Below are 18,085 nucleotides of genomic sequence, written 5' to 3' on the forward strand. Positions count from 1 at the left end.
GATCCGAGAACCGCTCTCCCGTCGACGACTTCACCTGCCCAGGCCTTGGCACAACCCACCCAACGACCGAACCCCACCAAAGTCACTGGTATTGCCCCTAGACGGAACAGGTCCCGTGGACGCGAGCGCGGGCCGGTACGCCCGGTGCGACCGCGTCGCGCGGGCGGACAGGGGGCCGGGCGAGGGGTGCGGGTGCGGGTGCGAGTGCCTGCGGTGCTGCCTGTCGAGTATCCGCGCTCGTCCCGGGTGAGCCGCATTGTTCGTCCCGGTTCCTGTGCTCGTTCGCCTCTGCCCGCGCTCGCGCCCGCACTTCGTGTCGGCCCTCGCCCGCGCGCCCGCGCCTGCTCTCCGCGTCGGCCCTCGCTCCCGTGTCTGCCTCCGCGTTCGCGTCTGCCTCGGTCGTCGGCGCTCGTCCGCGCGTCTGCGCCCGCGCCTGCTCTTCGCGTCGGCCCTCGCCCGCGCGCCCGCGTCCGCGCGCCCTCCGTCGTTGGCGCTTGCACCTGCCTCCGTGTCGGGCTCCGCCCTCGCGTCTGCGGCTGCGCTTGTTGCGTACGTGTTCGTGGCGTGTCGTGTTGGGGTCAGTCGGTAGTGGGGGCACTGGGGGGCAGGAGGGTTTCGGGGGTGGGTTCGGGGCCGGTCAGGGGGCGGCCGTCGAGGAGGTCGAGGGTCGCGGACAGGCTCGCGGCGGCGGCTCGTGCCGCGCCGGCGGCGAGTGGGTCGCCGGTGTGTGCGGCGAAATCGGCGAGTTCGCGGTCGGCTTCGGGGCGGTCGGCGATCAGGGTGTGGCGCAGGTCGGCCAGAGGGCCGGCGATCCAGGACTCCGCCTCCGACTCGGTCTCGGCGACCCGGCGCATGGCGTCCACCCAGCGGCTCACCGTGCCGAGCGACTCGCGGGCGTACTCCAGCAGCCTGCGTCGGGCCGGCCCCTCCAGGCGGTGCCCCTTGCCGTTGCGGAACTCCTCGTCGATCGCGGAGAGTCGGTTCTCCAACTCGTGGTGCTTGGTGAGCCGGCGCAGCGCCTCGGCGACCTCGTCCACGTCGCTCCGTTCGTTGCCGGCCGCCAGCCGTAGCAGTCGGCCCAGCAGGCCGTCCTCGGGTCGCCACCACAGTTGGGCGATCGAGGTGGCGCGTGGGAAGCGCAGGTGGCGCGGGTGCAGCAGGGCCTCGGCGGCGTCCGCCGCGCACGTGGCGGCGCCGGCCTCCGCCTCGGCGAGGGCTTCCAGCGCGCCGAGGTTGCGGGCGCCGCCGAGCAGTCCCTGCGCGGAGCCGGTGGCGATGTGTCGGGCCAATGTGGCCACGGCGGGCAGGTCGCTCAGCCCGGCGGCGGCCTCCTGGAGCAGGCCGTAAGTGCTGTGTCCGCACAGTACGGCGGCGCGCGCGGCCGCGGCCACGGTCAGCAGTTGGGTCGCTCGGTCGTGGCCGGGTACGCGCAGGGCCATTTCGTCGAGTTCGTCGCGCAGGGACACTGCGAGGGCGCCGGTGTCCGAGCGCGCGCCGTTGGCGTAGGCGAGGGCGCGCAGCGCGGATATGCGCTCCGGAGCGTCGGCGGACATTGCCCGCACGGCCGAGGCGTAGTCGCCCCGACCGATCAACTCGCCGATCAGCGTCGCGGAGTCGGGACCGGGGTCGGGTCGGGGGGCGGGCTCCGGGTCGGGGTCGGACTCGATCGGCACCGTGCCGACGGTCTCGACCCCGCCGCCGCCATCGTCGGCGTCGTCGGCCCGGCCGTCCGTGTCGGCAGCCGCAGCCTCCGCCCCCGACGACGGATCGTTGGCGTCGAGCGGTGGAGCCTCGGGCGTCGGGGCGGGTTCGGTGTCGCTTGTGCTCTCGGGTGCCGTCCCCGTTTCCTCGGCGATCGGCGGGGGCGTCGCGGCGTGCGGGGTGGCCGTGGTCGGTGTCTCGTTCCAGGACAACCGGCCGCGCAGCGCGGCGTTGACGATGGTCGGGTCGGGCAGGTGTGGGCGGACCGTCTCGGCCAGTGCGTCCACGCCCTCGTCCCGGTCGGCCGCGATCTCGTCGATCAGCGCGCCGAGATCGGCCAGGGCCAGTACCCGGCGCCGGTCGGTCGGCTCCCAGTTTTCGTGACGCGTACTCAGATCGGTTGCCAGCTCGCGCAGTTCGGTGATCGCCGCGCCGTGCACCGACGGGCCGACGAGATTCCGGAAGCGGTCCACGCCGGCGAGTTCCCGGGCGTGTACGGCGGCCTCGTGCACGGTGATCGCGGCGGCCAGCCCCGGTCGGTCCTCGGGCAGTGTGTCCGGCTCGGCGCCGACCAGCGCGCCGACCGCCTCTCGGGCTTCCGCGACGGCTGGACCGACCAGCGCGAGCATGGTCAGGTCGGCCTCCTCCGGCGCGCGGCCGGCCGCTACGGAGGCGGTCACCGAGTCGGCGGCGGCCCGGGCCCGGCCGAGCGCGTCGTCGAGCGAGCGCAGCGGCGACGGGGGTTCGCTCGCGCCGCACATCCGGTCCCGGCAGAACGCCTCGAACCGCCGACACGCCGTCACCACGTCGGCGATCACGTCTGCGGGCCAGCCGGGCAGTGCGAGATCGGCTTCGGTCAGCGTCAGTCGCAGCAGCGCGGCGGCCTGACAACTGAACCCCCAATCGGCGATCGCGGTGAGCCGGATCAGATCGGGGGTCAACGTCGTGGTCTTCAGGCTTTCCAGGATCTCGCCGTCCAACGCCTCCGAGTCGGTGTCCAGGGTCGCGGGCAGCAGTACGCGCAGCACCGGCAGGGTGACGACCTGGGCGGTGTAGCCGCGAACGCTCGCGGTCTGTTTGCGCAGCCGCTTGAGCGCGTGTTCGGCGATCGCGGGAGTGGGGCGGCGCGCGGGCGGTACCCGCAGCGCGCGCAGCGTGTCGGTCCGGGTGGGGTTCGGCAACCGCCACAGGGCGTCGGCCAGGACGTCCGGGGCGATTGCCGCCAGACAGTCCACGAGCGGATCGCCGAGGCGGGCGAGTTGGACCGCGACCGCCGACTTCTCCCGGGCTATCTCCTGTTGATCGTGATCCGGATGATCCAGGAAGGGTTGCAGTTCGCCCGACGAGGTCGCCCACCACAACCAGTCGACACTGCGGGATCGTGGCTGACGCACCATGTTGGCCTCCCGAGGGAGAGGGGGCTGGTCTCTGGTTATACCGCCGCCGGCCCGAGATGCGGATGGTTCCGCCGGAATCGCAAGGAATGAGCGCGGGTCGATCGACGCTACTTATACCCCTGTGGGGTATAAAGGGTAAGTCGATGGCGGGCGAGAAGGGAAGCGGCATGGAGCGCGGGCGGGCTGAGCGGGACGGACGAGACGCACACGCGGGCCGCGAAGGACCGGGCGAGGGTGGCCGTCACGAGGGGCACGCGGCGCACGAGGGGCACGCGGCGCACGCGGGGCATGCCGCGCACGAAGGCCCCGCCGGGCACGGCGAGCCGCGAGGCCATGCGGGGCACGGAGGCCACCAAGGCCACGACGAGCACCAGGGGCACGGCGGTCACACCGGGCACGCCGAGATGTTCCGCGGCAAGTTTCTGCTGAGCCTGCTGCTGTCGCTGCCCGTGCTGGCGCTGAGTCCGATGTTCGCGGACGTGCTCGGGTACGAAGAACCGTCGTTCGCGGGTTCGTCCTGGATCCCGCCACTCCTCGGCACGGTCGTGTTCGGCTACGGCGGATGGCCTTTCCTGACCGGCGCCCGCACCGAACTCGCGGCCCGGCGCCCGGGGATGATGACGCTGATCGCGATGGCGATCACGGTAGCCTTCCTCGCGTCCTGGGCCTCGACGCTGGAAATCGCCTCGCACGAGCTGGACTTCTGGTGGGAGCTGGTCCTGCTGGTCGACATCATGCTGCTCGGCCACTGGCTGGAGATGCGCGCGCTCGGCGCCGCCTCGGGTGCCCTGGACGCACTCGCGGCGCTGCTCCCCGACGAGGCGGAACGGGTCGGACCGGAGGGGGAGTTCGAGCGCGTCCCGGTGGCCGACCTGGCGGCCGGCGACACCGTGCTGGTCCGCTCCGGGGCACGCGTCCCGGCGGACGGCCGGATCGCGGACGGGGCGGCCGAGTTCGACGAGTCGATGATCACGGGCGAGTCCCGAGCGGTGCCGCGCGGTGCGGGTGACACGGTGGTCGCCGGCACGGTCGCGGTGGACAGCGCGGTGCGGGTCGTCGTGACCGCGACCGGCGAGGGCACCCAACTCGCGGGGATCCGTAGGCTGGTCGCCGAGGCGCAACAATCCCGGTCCCGGGCCCAGGCGTTGGCGGATCGGGCGGCGGCGCTGCTGTTCTACTACGCGGCGGGCGCGGCGGTGCTGACGCTGGTGGTGTGGTCGCTGCTCGGCGAGGGCGGGTCGGCGATCGAGCGGACCGTCACGGTGCTGGTGATCGCCTGCCCGCACGCGCTCGGGCTGGCGATCCCGCTGGTGATCGCGATCTCGACGGAGCTCTCCGCGCGGCAGGGCATCCTGGTCAAGGACCGGATCGCGCTGGAGCGCATGCGCAACGTCGACGTGGTGTTGTTCGACAAGACCGGCACGCTCACCCGCGGAGCGCCCGCGGTGACCGGGGTCGCGGCGGCACCCGGCCGGGACGAGGGCCAGGTGCTGCTGCTCGCCGGCGCGGCCGAGCGGGAGAGCGAACACCCGCTCGCCCGGGCCATCGTGCGCGCTGCCGAGGAGCGCGGAAAGCCGGTCGTGGCAAGCGGGTTCCGGTCCATGACGGGCCGAGGCGTCGAGGCGGACGTGGCCGGCACCCGGGTGCGGGTCGGCGGGCCGGCGTTGCTGCGCGAGACGGCCGTCCGCGTGCCCGACGGGCTGTCGGCGACCGTCGGGGACTGGGTCGGGCGCGGCGCGGCCGTGTTGTACGTGCTGACCGGTGACGAGGTGGCCGGGGCGCTCGCGCTGGAGGACGAGATCCGCCCCGAATCCCGCTCCGCCGTCCGTGAGTTGCACACCGTGGGAGTCCGCGTCGGGATGCTCACCGGGGACGCGCGGCAGGTCGCCGAATGGGTCGGGCGCGACCTGGGGGTGGACGAGATCTTCGCCGAGGTACTGCCCGGCGACAAGGACGCCAAGGTCGCCGAACTCCAGGCCCGGGGCCTGCGCGTGGCCATGGTCGGCGACGGCGTCAACGACGCGCCGGCGCTGGCCCGAGCCGACGTCGGCATCGCGATCGGCGCCGGCACCGACGTCGCGGTGCAGTCGGCGGGTGTCGTGCTGGCCTCCGACGACCCGCGCGCGGTGCTCGGCGTACGTCGCCTGTCCACCGCCGTCTACCGCAAGATGCGGCAGAACCTGGCCTGGGCGGCGGGCTACAACCTCGTCACCGTGCCGCTGGCCGCGGGTGCCCTGGCCTGGGCGGGTGTGGTCCTGCCGATGGAGGTCGGCGCGATCCTGATGAGCCTCTCCACGGTCGTGGTCGCCCTCAACGCCCAACTCCTGCGCCGCCTCGACCTCCGCCCCGGCGCGCACGAGGCGTGATCAACCGGCGGCGCGGATCCGGCGCCGCCGGAACTTCCGCCACCGAGCTTCCGAGCCTGTCGTCCAGGGCTTTGCGGGTGGTGGGTCTCGAAGCTCGTCATACGCGGACGGTGGGGTGCGCGGGCGGGAGTCGGCGGGTGGGTCGGTCGGTACGCTGCCGGCGTGGGTGACGAGGGTGTGGAGTGGGCCGCGACACGGGCGTGGGTCGAGTCGGTGTTGCCCGCCGGGGAGCGGGTGGTCGGCGCCGAGCGGCTGGTCGGTGGTTGGACGTCGGTGATGCGTCGCCTGCGCGTGGCCGGTCCCGCCGGTGAACGAGCGCTGGTATTGCGGTCGTTCGTGAAGCCGTTCTTCGTGCGGCACGCCGAGGGGCTGTTGGGCCGGGAGGCGGCGATCCTGGAACTGCTCGCGGGTAGCGGCATCCCGGCGGCGACGCTCGTGGCCGTGGACCCGCGCGGAGAGTACTGCGACCATCCGTCCCTGTTGATGTCGCTGCTCCCGGGGGAGATTCGGCTGGGTGACGACGACGGGGCGCAGCAACGGATCGTGTTGTCGGCCCGCTTGCTTGTCGCCGTACACGCGGTCGAGGTCGACGATCGCACCCGGCCCCGGGGCTATCAGGCGTGGACCTCCCCGGAACGGGTGCGCGTACCCGAGAGAACCGGGCGGCCCGAACTCTGGCGACGCGCGATCGACCTGATTCGCCGCGAACCGCCCCCGTATCGCGGACGCTTCCTGCACCGTGACTTCCACCCGGGGAACGTGCTCTTTGCCGGGCACGGGCCAAAGGCGCGGGTCGCCGGGGTGGTCGACTGGGTGGAGACCTCGTGGGGACCGGCCGACCTGGATGTCGCGCACTGCTCGACAGCGTCGGCCCTGCTGCACGGCCCGGCCGCCGCGATGGGCTTCGCGACCGCCTACGCGGCGGCCGGTGGGCGGCTTGCCGACGATCCGGCCGAACACCTGTACTGGCGTCTGCTCGACGCACTCGCCTTCGCGCCGGACGCGGAGAAGGTCGCGGTCCCGTGGCGGGAGTCGGGTCGCCCGGACCTGACTCCCGCGCTGCTCACCACGCGGCTGGAGGAGTACGTCGGCGCTCTGCTCGACACCTTCGACGTACCCTCGCGCCCGCGCTGATCGCTCCGAGGGGTGGGTTTCCTGGATCGACCCCGCGCACGCATCCCGGCGCCCGCGCGGAGCGATCCGAGACAGGCCGCGTGGCCGCCCGCGGTCAGGCGCAGGGCGTCCAGTGGCCGCCGGCGGCGGCGGAGGCGCGGATCGCGTCGAGGACTCGTTGGCCGGCCACGCCGTCGGCGAAGCCGGCGTGGCGTGGGGCCTCGGGGACCGGGGCGCCGTTGATCAGGGCGGCGAAGGTCGTGGCGAGCCTGGTGTACGGCGCGCGGTCGATGCCCATCGAGTGCAGGAGGTCGTAGGCGGTGTGCATCAGGTCGGACGGGGGTGCGATCGGGTCCGGGTTGGCCAGGTCGGCGGGGGTGTCGACGCGCCGGTCGCCATTGGCGTCGGCGAGCCAGACGTCGTCGAACTCGACCCAGGCCGTGCCGTGGGTACCGGCCACGCGCGTGGTCAGCAGCGGTGGTCCGTAGACCCCGGCGGAGCTTTGCAGCGTGCCTTCGACGCCGGTCACCGTGCGGAAACGGATGTTGAAGGTGTCCTCGGCGGTCTGCCCCGGCCGGTCGGCGACCAGCGGCAGGCCCGCGCTGACCCCGGCGAACTCGCCGAGCGTGTGCCGGATCTGGTCGATCCAGTGCGACGCGTGCGCCCCCAGCCAGCCGCCGCCTTCCTCCGCCCGACCCCACCACGCGGGTACCTCGGCGTCCGGCCCGGTCAGCACCGGGATGTGCAACAGCCAGGTGGCGAGCCGGGGCTCGCCGATCGCGCCGTCCGCGATCAACCGCGCGAGCAGGGCCTGCGAGGACTGCCAGCGGAACTCGGTGCCCAGCATGTGTACGACGCCGGCCTTCTCGGCGGCGTCCAGCATCCGGGCCGCCTCGACCGCGTCGGTCGCGAACGGCTTCTCGCACACCACGTGCTTGCCCGCCGTCACCGCCGCGATCACGATGTCGGCGTGCGTGTGCGGCGGGGTGGCCACGGTCACCGCGTCCACGCCGTCCAGCGCGAGCGCCGCGTCGAGATCGGTGAACGCGTGCGGCACCCCGAACCGCTCGGCCCGCTCGGCGGTACGCGCCGGGTCCCGGCCGACCAACGCCCGCACCTCGAAGCCCGCGTCCCGGAAGGCGGGCAGATGCGTGATGCATCCGAATCCGGTCCCCACGATCGCCACACCCAGCTTGTCCCGCGCCATGACGCCGCTCTCCTTTTCGGGGCCGAGGATGCCCGGGATCGGACCGGGACCGTGGCCGGTCGTCCGGGTCCCGGCCGGGCCGAAACGCGCGCCCACGGTAAGGGAAGCTGTCCAATTTCACCATCGCGCCGTGATGTGACGAAGCACATCCGACGGCGCCCGGTGGCGTCAGCCGATCCGGCGCGCCGATCCGCCCTCGGTGGTCAACCGCGCCCGCGCCATCCGGGTCGCCGCCTCCGCCGTGCCCCGGGTCAGGAACAGCCCGACGGCCTCGCGCGCCGCCTTCGGCGCCAACGCGGCCTCAACCTCGTCGGCGGGATACCCGAACACGTCGACGTCCCGCCACACCACCGGATCCGTGGTGGTGCCGGGCTCCGGTTCGAAAGTGATGGTGCGACACCCGTGCTCGGAGCCGGTCACGTCGATGCGCAGGGTGCCCAGGTGACCCCCGAAGCTCCAGAACTCCCGGTGGCCGTCATCCCCGTAGCCGGCCCCGGCACAGGACCAGTACGGGCGTACGTCCACCACCGTGGACAGCACCCACTGCGCCTGCGACTCGCTCATTTCGAACCGCAACGTCCCGGCGCCGCGCGGCAGCACCACCCCGACACCCGGCAGCAGTTCGAACATGACCCGATTGTGCCCGGGAAGCCCCGACGCGGGTGATCGGGACTCTGGTTCGATGATCACCCGTCGGGGGACGCGCCGCCCGTGGCCCTCCCGATCCCTCCACGCGAAGGGCGACACCACGATGACCCAGAGCCCCGCAGATCCGCCGACCACGCCCGAGACAGCGGATGCCCCCGACGCGCGTGCGGCGCGTGAGGCGCTCGACTTCGCCCGATCCGTATTGGCCGCCCAGCCGTTCAGCCGACTCGTCGGTGCCCGGGTCACCGCCTTCGGTGCCGGGGAGGCCACGCTGGAGGTGGACGTTCGCGACGAATTGCGGCAACAGAACGGCTACTTGCACGGCGGTGTGCTCGCCTATGCGGCCGACAACGCGATCACCTTCGCGGCCGGCAGCACGCTCGGCTCGGCCGTACTGACCGGCAGCGTCTCCGTTCAATACCTGCGCCCGGCGCTGGGTGCCACGTTGCGTGCCGACGCGCGGATCGTGCACGCCGGCCGCCGACAGGCGGTCTGCGACTGCACGCTGACCATGGTGTCCGCCGACGGCGGCGAGACGGTCTGCGCGATCGGTCGGGGCACGGTACTGGTGGCGAACGGGACCGGCGCGTGACGGGATGCCCACCCGACGAGATGCCCGCACGGCGGGACGCTCGCCCGACGAGATGCCCGCATGGCGAGATGCCCGCTTGGCGGGACGCCGCGCGAGCGAGGCCCTCGTGACGGGATGCCCGCGCGACGACCGCCGACGCGTCCCGCTCGGCGCTCGGCGCTCGGCGGGAAGGGGATGCCATAGCGGGCCGATGTCGCGTACCGTTGACTGTCGTCACGATGGCAACAGGATGATGAGGTGCCGGCATGCAGCTCCGTCCCTCCGCGCACGTCGACACGTTCTCCCGGGATCGGCTGCCGCCGGTCGAGCAATGGCCCGAGCTGATCTTCGAACTGCCGGACGTGCGCTACCCCGACCGGCTCAACTGCGCCGCGGCACTGCTCGACGACACCATCGCGCGACACGGGGCGCACCGACGGTGCCTGGTCACCCCGGACGAGACCTGGACCTACGGTGACCTGCTCACCCGCGCCAACCAGGTCGCGCACGTCCTGACCGAGGACCTCGGCGTCGTGCCCGGCAACCGGGTACTGCTGCGCGGTCCCAACAACCCCTGGCTGGTCGCGAGTTGGTTCGGCGCGCTGAAGGCCGGCGCGGTCGTGGTGACCACGATGCCACTGCTGCGCGCGCACGAACTCGACGCGATCCACAACATCGGCAGACCCGCGGTCGCGCTGTGCGACCACCGTTTCACCGCCGAACTCGACGCGGCCGACACCCCGGGCCTGCGCGTACTCACCTACGGCGGCCCGGGCGAGGACACCCTGCCCGCCCGCTGCGCCGCGAAGAGCACCGTGTTCGAGACGGTGGACACCTCGGCCGACGACGTCGCGCTGATCGCGTTCACGTCCGGGACCACCGGGCGGCCCAAGGCCACCATGCACTTCCATCGGGACGTGCTCGCCATCGCCGACACGTTCTCCGCGCACATCGTGCGTCCCGAGCCCACCGACCTGTTCACCGGCACGCCGCCGCTGGGCTTCACCTTCGGGCTCGGCGGCCTGGTGGTGTTCCCGCTGCGCGCGGGTGCGGCCACGCTGCTCCTGGAACGCGCGACGCCCGAGGAACTCGCCGCCGTGGTCGCCGAGCGGCGGGTCACCGTACTGTTCACCGCGCCCACCGCCTACCGGGCCATCCTCGGCGCGGGCCTCGCCGACCTGCTCGCCGGCGTGCGGCGCTGCGTGTCCGCCGGTGAGGCGTTGCCGGCGGGGGTGTGGCAGGCGTACCGGGACACGATCGGCCTGCGGATCATCGACGGGATCGGCGCGACCGAGATGCTGCACGTGTTCGTCTCCGCGGCCGACGACGCGATCCGCCCGGGCGCGACGGGGCTTCCGGTGCCCGGTTTCCAGGCCGTCGTACTCGGTCCGGACGGCAAGCCCGTCCCGGACGGCACCGCCGGGCAGCTCGCGGTGAAGGGCCCGACCGGGTGCCGGTACCTGGACGACCCGCGTCAGCTCGACTACGTGCGGGACGGCTGGAACATCACCGGGGACACCTACATCCGTGACGCGGACGGGTACCTCTGGTACCAGGCGCGCAGCGACGACATGATCGTCTCCTCCGGCTACAACATCGCCGGGCCCGAGGTCGAGGCGGTGTTGTGCACCCACCCGGACGTGGCCGAGTGCGGTGTGGTCGGCGCGACCGACGAGAGACGCGGCATGGTGGTCAAGGCATACGTGGTGCCGGCTCCCGGGGTGAGCGCGGACGAGGCGACCGTCCGCGCGCTCCAGACCTTCGTCAAGCGGACCATGGCGCCGTACAAGTACCCGCGGCTGATCGAGTTCGTCGACGAGTTGCCGCGCACCGGCACCGGGAAGCTGCGGCGCGGCGAACTGCGCCGGCGCGCGGCCGAGGGCACGCCGGTCGCCGGCGCGGAGGCGGACCCCGGATAGGATCGCCGGCGAACCAGACTCCGCGAGGAAGGCGACCATGGCGGAGACCCCGGCCCGGCCCAGCTCCCTGATCAACACCGTGTACGGCGCGTTCGTGCGCGGACTCGGCGGCTGGATCTCGATCGCCGACCTGATCGTGCTCATGGGCGAACTCGGCGTGGACGCGCCGGCGGTGCGATCGGCGATCTCGCGGTTGAAGAAGCGCGGCACACTCACGCAGGAGCGGCGGGACGGTACCGGCTATCGGCTCAGCCCGGCGATGGAGTCGATCTTCGACGAGGGCGATCGGCGGATCTTCGGCAACCTGGAGCCGGCTCGGCTCGAGGACGGCTGGGTGCTGGCGATCTTCTCGGTGCCCGAGTCCGAGCGGGCGCATCGGCATCAGTTGCGGTCGCGGTTGACGTGGCTGGGGTTCGGCAACGTGTCGCCCGGTGTGTGGATTGCGCCGGCGCGGCTGCTGGAGGATGCGCGGCGCACTTTGGTTCGGGTCGAACTCGCGGACTACGTACACCTGTTCACCGGCGACGCGGCGTTTGCGGAGCTGGGGTCCGCGGTGGGGGACTGGTGGGACTTCGAGGCGATCGAGGAGCAGTACGCGCTGTTCACCGACGAGTATGGGCCGGCCGCCGCCGAACTCGTGCGGCGTCCGGGGGTGGATCCGGGCGAGGCGTTTCGGACGTATGTTCCGATGCTTACGCAATGGCGGCGGTTGCCGTATCTGGATCCGGGGTTGCCTGCGGAGTTGTTGCCGGCGGATTGGAATGCGGTCGAGGCGCGGAAGGTGTTTTCGGCCCTGCGGTCGCTCCTTGCGGAGGGGGCGGGGCGGCACGTTCGGGAGGTTGCGGGGTTGGCCTCAGTCGCCGGCCGGGCTGATGGGTCGTTTGTCTGACCTCACGCGTCGGTCGGGCTGGGGTGGCCTCAAGCGCCGGCCGGGCTGATGGGTTGTTCGGCTGACCTCACGCGTCGGTCGGGCTGGGGTGGCCTCAAGCGCCGGCCGGGCTGATGGGTTGTTCGGCTGACCTCGGGTGTTGGTTGGGCTGGGGTGGCCTCAAGCGCCAGCCGGGCTGGGTTTGGCCTTAAGCGTCGGTTGGGCTGGGTTTGGAGTTGGGTGCCGGCCGGGCTGGAGGGGGTCCGGCCGGCGGGTGGGTTAGACGAGGGTTTTGGTCAGCCAGCGGAAGACGTCGGGGACCATTCGGCGCCAGACGTCGGTGCCGTGGCCGCCGCCCGATATTTCGGCGATGGTGATTGCGGTGGGGGGCTTGGCGATGGATTTGAGCGCTTGGGCGTCGCCGTAGCCGTCGCCCTTTTCGCCGGCCAGGTAGAGGGCGACCTTCGGGGGCTGGGGGGCGTTCTTGAGGATGGTGAGCGGGTTCGAGGACTCGCGCAGGGCCGGGTCCTTCGAGGTGACCGAGTCGGGCTCGCCCTTGGGGTCGTTGTAGCCGGACAGGCTCACGCCCGCGCCGTAGCGGTCCGGGTGCAGCAGCGCCATCCGGGTCGCGCAGTGGCCGCCGGCCGAGTAGCCCGCGATGGCCCAGTGCTTGGGGTCGGACTCGGCGCGGAAGTTGTCGATCACCATGCGGCGCACGTCGCCGGAGATCCAGGTGTCCGCGTTGGCCTTGCCCGGCACGTCCGCGCAGCCGGTGTCCTCCTGGCCCGCGAGCAGCCTGGTCCGCGGCGAGACCAGGATGAACGGCGCCACCTCGCCCTTGGTCATCAGGGCCTTGAGCTGCTTGTTGACGTCCAGCGTGCCGAACCACGCCTTGGCCGAACCCGGGTAGCCGGGCAGCAGTTCGACCACGGGGAACTTCTTGTCCGCGAACGCCGGGTCCTTGTACTGCGGCGGCAGCCACACGTAGACCTCGGCCTCGACGGCCGACTGCGGACCCTTGAGGGTGGTCTCCTGGACGCCCTCGCCCATCTTGCCGTCCGAGGCGGGCTCGAACTTGGTGAGCAGCTTGACCTCGGGCGCGGGCGGCGGCGCCGGCTCGCGGGCCTCGGTCACGTGGCCGCCGCCGGTGCCGAGGAAGTCGTCCCAGGTGTCGTAGAGGCTGTTCGCGTTGTTGACCATCACGAAGACCATCAGGATGGCCGTCGCCTGGCAGGTCACCAGCATGAACAGCCGCGCGACGATCTTGACCGGTTTGGGTCCGGGGATGCGGTTCCACGCGATCATGGCCGCCGCGACGGCGGCGATCGCGAGCACGATGGTCGTTATATAGAAGGGCGTACCGGTCAGGCTCACTGTGGTCTTCCAGGGTGATTCAGCGACGGTCCGGACACGGTCAGTCGGTGGTGGGTGGGGACATGTGTCGGCCGAGCCAGCCGAGCAGGTCGGGGATCATCCGCTTGAAATGCGAGGTGAGATGCCTGCCACCGGGCTGCTCGTAGTACTCGATGCGCACGGGTGGCGCCGCCTTGGCGACGAAGGCCTTGACCAGCCGGACCTCGGCCGGATCCCCGCCGCCCGCGGTAGCGAGCACGTCGATCCCGGCCTTGCCCGCCGCGATGAGCTGATCCGGGCTGTTGGCGAGCCGTTCGGCCTCGTGGCCCTTCCACAGCGGCGAATCCGGGTTGAAGTAGCCGTCGATCGGCACCGCGACCTTGAACTGCTCCGGGTGTCGGAGTGCGAGCTTGACGCTGCAGAACGCGCCCGTGGACGCGCCCATCACACCCCATCCGGCCGGGTCGCGGAGCGTGCGGAAGTTGGCCTTGACCAGGTCGGGGATGTCCTGCGCCATCCAGGTGCCCATCTTCGGCTGACCCGGGATGTCGCTGCACTCCAGGCTGCGCTTCTCGTCCTTCTCCAGGTTCTGCACCGGCATCACCATGATGAACGGATGCGTCCGGCCGGCCTTGGCCTCCTGCACGTTCAGTTCCTGGATCGGCAACTGGTTGTCGGTCCAGGTGTTGTAGCCATTGCTCTGGCCACCCGCGTACAGGGTGAGCACCGGGAAGCCGTGCTTCGCGTAGGCCGGGTCGTGGTACTCCGGAGGCAGCCACACCCACACCTTGCCGGTGACCCCCGACTTGGGGCCCGTGTACGAGGTCATCAGGATCGGCCCGACCGAAGTGGTCGTGGCGGTCGTGAAGTTCGTGGCAGGTCCGGTCGGCGTGACGACCTTGCTCGGCAGCGCGGGCTTCGCGGGCGGGTTCACCGGGTGGCCGCCGGACTGGGTCGGCGCGCTCGTGGACTTGGCGTTCTCCGCCGATGAGTCGCCGGACGAGCCGCACGCGGACGCGGTCACCGCGACGAGTACGGCACCGGCCAGTGCCGTCGCGCGACGACGGCGTGCGGAAAGGGAGTTCAAGGGAAGGGCTCCGGCAGGCGTTCAGGGGGTGGTGCTGTTGACAAAAACGACCCTAACCGGACGGCGAGACGGTCCTTCGACGGCTCTGTAACAGCCGTCCATCGATCGGTGGGACGAAAACAGCGTTTTCGTGATTTTACCGTGACCGAATCACTCCTTCGGTCGAGCACCGAGTGACATTCGGCGACGGCGGGGGTACCGGCGGAGACGCCCACGACGCCAGACAGGAGTCGCGTTTGTCTCTCACCGCACCCGTTCCGCGACCACCTTCGCCGGATTCGAGCCCGAGTTCGAGGTCGGCACCGATCCCGTCCACCCACGGACTGCGCGCGACGCTCGTGGTGGCGGTCGTGATGCTGCTCCTGATCGCGATCCCGTACCTGCTCAACCGCTCCGTCGTCGGGGCCGCGCCGGTGCACCTCGGCCAGGTGGTCACACTGGGCACGTTCCGGTACCACCCGGCACCCGGCTGGCAGATCGACCGGGGCGCTTCCCAGGCCGATCTGGTCAGCGTGTTGGTCAAGGGCGCGACGAGGTACCGGCTGACCCCGCTGGGTCGGCAATCCTCGGCGGCGAACGCGTTCAAGGCGGCGGCGCGGCGCTACGAGGCGACCGGGCGCGGGCGAGTCGGTGGCGATCCGGCCTCGGTGACCACCGCGCGCGGGCTCACCGGCCTGGTCGCGCCGATCAGCGGGAACACCGTGGCCGGCACGCTCACCGTGCTGGTCGGCGGCGGCCAGGGACTGGGCGTCTCGCTCACCGCGCGGCACACCGCGCCGCTGACCGAGGCGATCGCCGACGACGTGGTGACCATGCTCGACTCGGTGGAGGTGGTCGAGTCGTGAGCGTGGCTCCGCTGACCGACCGCCGGGGCCGGCGGGACGCGGGCAGCATCGTGCGGCCGGCGAGCGCGGCGTTCTGGCTGTATCCGATCGTGCTCGCGCCGGCCGCGGCGAGCGTGGTGCCCAACTTCATCCGGCTGTCCTCGGCGGCACCCTCCGGCGCGCTCGTACTGAGCGTGGTCATCCACACGATGTGGCTGATCCCGGCGCTCGCGGTGATCACCCACCTGGACCTGTTCGAGCGCGAGCCGCTGTCGTTCTGCGTGGCCGCCGTGTTGTGGGGCGGCGTGGTGGCGACCGGCTTCGCGCTCGTGGCCAACGACAACCTGCTCAGCTATCTGTCCAAGCTGGATCCCGCGTTCGCCACCGACTGGGGCGCCTCGATCTCGGCGCCGATCGTCGAGGAGACGCTCAAGCTGCTCGGCGTGGTGGTGCTGATCCTGATCAACCGACGAGTCTTCGAGAGCGTGCTCGACGGCTTCGTCTTCGGCGCGCTGGTCGGCCTGGGCTTCCAGGTGGTCGAGAACGTGATGTACGCGCTGAACGCCGCGATCCAGGCCGGCGAGACCTGGACCGGCGGGATCGTGGCCAGCTTCTTCGTCCGCGCCATCGTCAACGGGTTGTGGAGCCACGCGGCGTTCACCGCGATGACCGGCGCGGGTGTCGCGTACGTGGTGGTCGGGGTGCGGCGGCCGCTCGGGGTGCGGCTCGCGGCGGCCGGCGCGCTGTACGCGGTGGCGTGGGGCCTGCACTTCGTGAACAACTCGCCGCTCCTGGAGATCGTCCTGGGGCGCACCGACTGGTACCTGACCATCGTGCAGATCGTGCTCAACGGTCTGGTGGTGCTCGCCATCGCGAGCTTCGTCTATCGGCTCGCGGCCCGGCAGGAGTACCGCTGGTTCGCACACGCCGTGGGCGACGAGCCGGAACTGTTGCCGCTGCGCGAACTGGCCGCGCTCGCCTCGAACAAGACCCGCAAGGAGGCGGTGGAGGCGGCCCGACGCGAGCACGGCCGCAAGGCGGCCCGAGCACAGAGCCGCTTGCAGCGCGCCCAGCTCGGCTACGGCGTCGCGCTGGCCAGGTCCACCGATCCGGACAACGACCCGGGTGTGGCCCGCTGGCACCGCCGGATCGACCGGGCCCGGGCCCAGGTGGTGGCCGCCGACGCGGAACCGCCCGACGCTCCCGACGCGCCGACGGCACACGCGAGAGTGCGCGGCGAACCCGACGCGCCGTAGCGCGCGTCGTCGGAGCCCGCGCTCGGTCGGGGCGGAAGCCGGAAGCCGACCCCGGCATCGGCGCCCGACCGGCCGTCGATGCCGGACCCGGCACCGCTGCCGACGCGTGGCGGGCTCTGCCCGGCCGAGTCAGCGGCAGGTGCGCGAGTCCGGCGCGGTACCGGCATCGGTCTGCCGAGGCCATTCGGTGTCCGGTGACCACTCGGCCGCGTCGAGGTCGGCGACGCCGTCCTCGCGCAGCAGGTCCCTGGGTGCGGTGCTGAGGTCGCGACGGCCGAGCGAGCGCACCACCAGGAGCACGGTCAAGCCGAGCAGACACGCGGACACGGCGAGCACGACGAGTCCGTCCATGGCGCTCCTCCCTACCTACATCTATAGGGCAGTTGCCCTCCATGGTCCCGTGCGAAGCCGGAGTTGTGAACCCGACCCCGGATGAACACCGGGCGACGGCTGTCGCGGCGGGCGGTCACCGGGCGTCCGGGGGATCACTGTCGGCCATGACCCGACGTTGTCGCTCGGTGCCCGTGTCGAAGAACGCGTCGAGGTACTCGGTCGGTTCCAGCGGGCTGTCCCGGGCCAGCGAGAAGACCTCCGTACCGTGTCCGACCTGCGCGTCGAACAGCCGGAACGCCTGCGCGAGACCCAGGTATTCGGCGTCGTTCACGTCGCGGGCGTATTCCAGCGCGTCCGCCTCGGCCAGCGCGATGGCCTCATCCAAGTCGGCGGCGCGCCACAGCGTGATGCGTTCCTCGTAGATGTCCGGCTGATGGCGGAACAGACAGCGCACGGAGTGCCAGGCGGGATCCTCGGCGGGGGTCGGGGCGTCAGTGGATTCGGTCACGCGGCCGAGTGTGCCGGCGCCCGGTCACGGGTTCGGCACGTTTGCCGGTCGAAGGGGTACGCCGGCGCTCCCGGAACCGGGCGGCCGGTGCCCGGTCGTTGCGGGGTTCGGGCGGGGCACCCGGTGACAATGGCCGGATGCGCGCACCGATCGAAGCCATGGACCGCAACCTTGCCGAGCACGCGTGCCACCTGCATCGGGTCACTCCCGGGATGCGGGTGGACGAGGACGACCGGGTGGTCCTCGCGGACAGCGGTCTGGCGCACGATTCGTACAACATCGTCGCGGGCGCGCGGCTGACCGCCGAGACGGTCGACGCGGCCGTCGAGCGCACGGTGCGCCGGATCGCGGCGACCGGGCGGCCGTTCTCGTGGTGGGTCACCCGGGGGTCGCGGCCGACGGACCTGGCCGAGCGGCTGGTGGCACACGGCCTGCCGGTCAACGAGACCGAGGTGGCCATGTGGGCGCGGTGGACCCGGAGCACGCCCGCCGAGGCCGCGCCGCCGGCCGGGTTGCGGATCGAACCGGTGCGCACGCGCACGGGGTTGCTCGACTTCGCCGAGGTGTTGTCGACGCTGTGGACGCCGTCCGCGGGTGATGTCGTGCGGTTCGTCGAACTGACCGCCGAGGCCGCGCTCGCATCGGCCGCGCGCTACCTGGTCGGGTACCTGGACGACCGGCCGGTGGCCACCGCCGAGGTGTTCGCGCACGCCGGTGTCGCGGGCGTGTACAACATCGCGACGTTGGCCACCCACCGCATGCGCGGGTACGGCGCGGCCCTGACCCGGGCCGCGCTGGACACGGCGGTCGACGAGGGGCATTCGGTCGCGGTGCTCCAGGCGTCGGCGGCCGGCGAACCGGTGTACCGGAAGCTGGGCTTCGAGGCACTCGGGCCGGTCACCGAGCACGCGTTCGCGAGGTGAGCGCGCGTTCG

General features: G+C 72.0%; 15 protein-coding genes. 8 read left to right on the forward strand and 7 right to left on the reverse strand.

Annotated features, from left to right (window positions below):
- Window positions 1–578: 578 nt before the first annotated feature.
- Window positions 579–3,098: a hypothetical protein gene (locus ACIBSV_RS47845; RefSeq protein WP_395873873.1), complete on the reverse strand. Its 2,520-nt coding sequence runs from the start codon at window positions 3,096–3,098 to the stop codon at window positions 579–581.
- A 143-nt stretch (window positions 3,099–3,241) separates the two neighbouring features.
- Between ACIBSV_RS47845 and ACIBSV_RS47850 the strand changes: the two genes are divergently transcribed.
- Together ACIBSV_RS47850 and ACIBSV_RS47855 are read left to right on the forward strand one after the other, a co-directional pair.
- Entirely contained in the window at window positions 3,242–5,464 is a 2,223-nt protein-coding gene (locus ACIBSV_RS47850; RefSeq protein ID WP_395873874.1) for a copper-translocating P-type ATPase, read from the forward strand.
- Window positions 5,465–5,626: 162 nt separating this feature from the next.
- Entirely contained in the window at window positions 5,627–6,598 is a 972-nt protein-coding gene (locus tag ACIBSV_RS47855) for a phosphotransferase family protein (protein WP_395873875.1), read from the forward strand.
- A 94-nt stretch (window positions 6,599–6,692) separates the two neighbouring features.
- Here the strand turns inward: ACIBSV_RS47855 and ACIBSV_RS47860 are convergent, their stop codons facing one another.
- Window positions 6,693–7,784, reverse strand: coding sequence for a Gfo/Idh/MocA family protein (locus ACIBSV_RS47860; RefSeq protein ID WP_395873876.1), 1,092 nt, complete (start codon window positions 7,782–7,784; stop codon window positions 6,693–6,695).
- Window positions 7,785–7,952: 168 nt separating this feature from the next.
- Window positions 7,953–8,414: a hypothetical protein gene (locus ACIBSV_RS47865; RefSeq protein WP_395873877.1), complete on the reverse strand. Its 462-nt coding sequence runs from the start codon at window positions 8,412–8,414 to the stop codon at window positions 7,953–7,955.
- 121 nt (window positions 8,415–8,535) lie between these two features.
- Between ACIBSV_RS47865 and ACIBSV_RS47870 the strand changes: the two genes are divergently transcribed.
- The 3 genes from ACIBSV_RS47870 to ACIBSV_RS47880 all read left to right on the forward strand — a co-directional run bounded on the left by ACIBSV_RS47870 (window position 8,536) and on the right by ACIBSV_RS47880 (window position 11,811).
- Window positions 8,536–9,024, forward strand: a complete 489-nt coding sequence (locus ACIBSV_RS47870) for a PaaI family thioesterase (protein WP_395873878.1) — start codon at window positions 8,536–8,538, stop codon at window positions 9,022–9,024.
- A 245-nt stretch (window positions 9,025–9,269) separates the two neighbouring features.
- Window positions 9,270–10,922 carry an AMP-binding protein gene (locus tag ACIBSV_RS47875; protein ID WP_395873879.1) on the forward strand — a complete coding sequence of 551 codons (1,653 nt, stop codon included), beginning with the start codon at window positions 9,270–9,272 and terminating at the stop codon, window positions 10,920–10,922.
- Between the two features lie 37 nt (window positions 10,923–10,959).
- Complete coding sequence (locus tag ACIBSV_RS47880; RefSeq protein WP_395873880.1) at window positions 10,960–11,811, forward strand: PaaX family transcriptional regulator C-terminal domain-containing protein; 852 nt, start codon at window positions 10,960–10,962, stop codon at window positions 11,809–11,811.
- A 258-nt stretch (window positions 11,812–12,069) separates the two neighbouring features.
- Here ACIBSV_RS47880 and ACIBSV_RS47885 read toward each other — a convergent pair whose 3' ends face one another.
- Window positions 12,070–13,164, reverse strand: coding sequence for an alpha/beta hydrolase (locus ACIBSV_RS47885; RefSeq protein WP_395873881.1), 1,095 nt, complete (start codon window positions 13,162–13,164; stop codon window positions 12,070–12,072).
- Between the two features lie 40 nt (window positions 13,165–13,204).
- On the reverse strand, window positions 13,205–14,230 hold the full coding sequence (locus ACIBSV_RS47890) for an alpha/beta hydrolase (RefSeq protein ID WP_395873882.1): 1,026 nt from the start codon (window positions 14,228–14,230) through the stop codon (window positions 13,205–13,207).
- Window positions 14,231–14,580: 350 nt separating this feature from the next.
- On the opposite strand from ACIBSV_RS47890, the gene ACIBSV_RS47895 reads away from it, so the two are divergent.
- Both ACIBSV_RS47895 and ACIBSV_RS47900 read left to right on the forward strand, forming a co-directional pair.
- The gene (locus tag ACIBSV_RS47895) at window positions 14,581–15,075 is read left to right on the forward strand and encodes a hypothetical protein (RefSeq protein ID WP_395873883.1); all 495 of its coding nucleotides are present in this window, start codon (window positions 14,581–14,583) and stop codon (window positions 15,073–15,075) included.
- Window positions 15,072–16,310: a PrsW family intramembrane metalloprotease gene (locus ACIBSV_RS47900; protein ID WP_395873884.1), complete on the forward strand. Its 1,239-nt coding sequence runs from the start codon at window positions 15,072–15,074 to the stop codon at window positions 16,308–16,310. The genes ACIBSV_RS47895 and ACIBSV_RS47900 overlap by 4 nt, the downstream gene beginning before the upstream one ends.
- A gap of 129 nt (window positions 16,311–16,439) precedes the next feature.
- On the opposite strand, the gene ACIBSV_RS47905 is transcribed toward ACIBSV_RS47900, so the two are convergent.
- The gene (locus ACIBSV_RS47905) at window positions 16,440–16,661 is read right to left on the reverse strand and encodes a hypothetical protein (RefSeq protein ID WP_395873885.1); all 222 of its coding nucleotides are present in this window, start codon (window positions 16,659–16,661) and stop codon (window positions 16,440–16,442) included.
- A 115-nt stretch (window positions 16,662–16,776) separates the two neighbouring features.
- A complete protein-coding gene (locus ACIBSV_RS47910; protein WP_395873886.1) occupies window positions 16,777–17,151 on the reverse strand; it encodes a hypothetical protein in 375 nt (124 codons plus the stop codon).
- 158 nt (window positions 17,152–17,309) lie between these two features.
- On the opposite strand from ACIBSV_RS47910, the gene ACIBSV_RS47915 reads away from it, so the two are divergent.
- Window positions 17,310–18,074, forward strand: a complete 765-nt coding sequence (locus ACIBSV_RS47915) for a GNAT family N-acetyltransferase (RefSeq protein WP_395873942.1) — start codon at window positions 17,310–17,312, stop codon at window positions 18,072–18,074.
- Window positions 18,075–18,085: the final 11 nt, after the last annotated feature.

Source organism: Embleya sp. NPDC050154, from assembly GCF_044460165.1.
Taxonomy (GTDB): domain Bacteria; phylum Actinomycetota; class Actinomycetes; order Streptomycetales; family Streptomycetaceae; genus Embleya.